The organism is Sulfitobacter sp. HI0027 (assembly GCF_001634775.1).
Lineage (GTDB): Bacteria > Pseudomonadota > Alphaproteobacteria > Rhodobacterales > Rhodobacteraceae > Sulfitobacter.
Map to the genome: position 1 here is coordinate 1 of NZ_LWER01000225.1, position 1,254 is coordinate 1,254.

At 64.4% G+C, this 1,254-nt stretch carries 1 protein-coding gene and 1 pseudogene; both read left to right on the forward strand.

The window, feature by feature from the left end; genetic code table 11:
• Positions 1-287: 287 nt before the first annotated feature.
• The gene (locus A3722_RS14210) at positions 288-1,007 is read left to right on the forward strand and encodes a cytochrome c oxidase assembly protein (RefSeq protein WP_067630005.1); all 720 of its coding nucleotides are present in this window, start codon (positions 288-290) and stop codon (positions 1,005-1,007) included.
• Positions 1,004-1,254 (forward strand): annotated as a pseudogene (locus tag A3722_RS24010) (hypothetical protein); the annotation flags it as partial. The gene A3722_RS14210 and the pseudogene A3722_RS24010, both read left to right, overlap by 4 nt.

The following is a 1,254-nucleotide window of genomic DNA, read 5'->3' on the forward strand; positions in this document are numbered from 1 at the left end:
GGCCATAGATCGCACCGAAGACAGCCGAAGGGGCGGGGAGGGCAGAAGCGCCGAACAGCAGGGATTTCAGAATTTGGCGGGGCTTCGGAAAAGACAAGTGACCCCTCCAAGTGGTGCATGTAGCCTCAGGGCGTAATGCACCCTGTGATAGAAGCTGGATCGCTTTTACCGGGGGTCAAGGAAAATTGATCGGGCCGAGGGGAAACCCAACCGCGCCTCAATTCGTTCGGAACGATGTGCCCGCGCGCAGCGTTCCTGTCAGGGAACGACGGAAGGGAAAATAAACCTTGTTCAGCGATGCTTGGATCCGAACCTATTGTGGACCGGCACCGGGGCCGGAGGATTTTTGGTTTCGCTGGAACTTCGACCCGCTCATTCTGGCCGCTCTGTCTTTGCTCTTCATCGTTGTCTTGCGCGCGCGCAGCCGCCACGGGATGGCTGCCGTGGGTGTTCTGGTGCTGGCCTTCGTCTCGCCCCTCTGTGCGCTTTCCTCGGCTCTGTTTTCGGCGCGGGTGGTGCATCACGTGCTGCTCTTCGCCGTCGCCGCGCCGCTCTTGGCCTGCGCTTGGCCCTCGCGGCGGGCAGGTGTTGCGATGGCAGGCTTCGCGGTCTCGACCGTGGTGCTCTGGGGTTGGCATCTGCCGGTGGCCTATGATCTCGCGCTCTCGCATGTCGGGGTGTACTGGCTGATGCAGATTAGCCTGCTCGGCGCTGCTTTGTGGTTCTGGCGCGAAGTGTTTGCCCCCGGCCGCACGCCCGTCGAGGCGCTGACCCTGCTCATCGCCGGTTTTGCGCAGATGGGTCTTTTGGGGGCGATCCTGACCTTCGCGCCCGAAGCGCTTTATGCCGCCCATGCCGTTGCCCCCATGGACTGGGGCTTTTCGCCGCTGGCCGACCAGCAGCTTGGCGGTATCTTGATGTGGGTGCCCGCGAGCCTGCCCTATGCGGTCGTCGCCGGGGCCGTAGCGCAGCGCGGATGGGCGGCCTTGCGGGCGGGCAACGCGTGAGCGGCTGGTTCCCGGTTCTCATCACGCTCTTCAAAGGCGTGCATATCGCCGCGCTGATCCTGTGGTGTGCCGGGCTGCTTGCCCTGCCCCTGATGCTGTCCCGCCATGACCCCGCTGGCACGGCGGAGGAGTACAGTCGCATCCGCCGTGCCAGCGGGGTCATGGCGGGACAGCATCAGGGGCAGGGCAAGCAGCCCGGCACACCACAGGATCAGCGCGGCGATATGCACGCCTTTGAAGAGCGTGA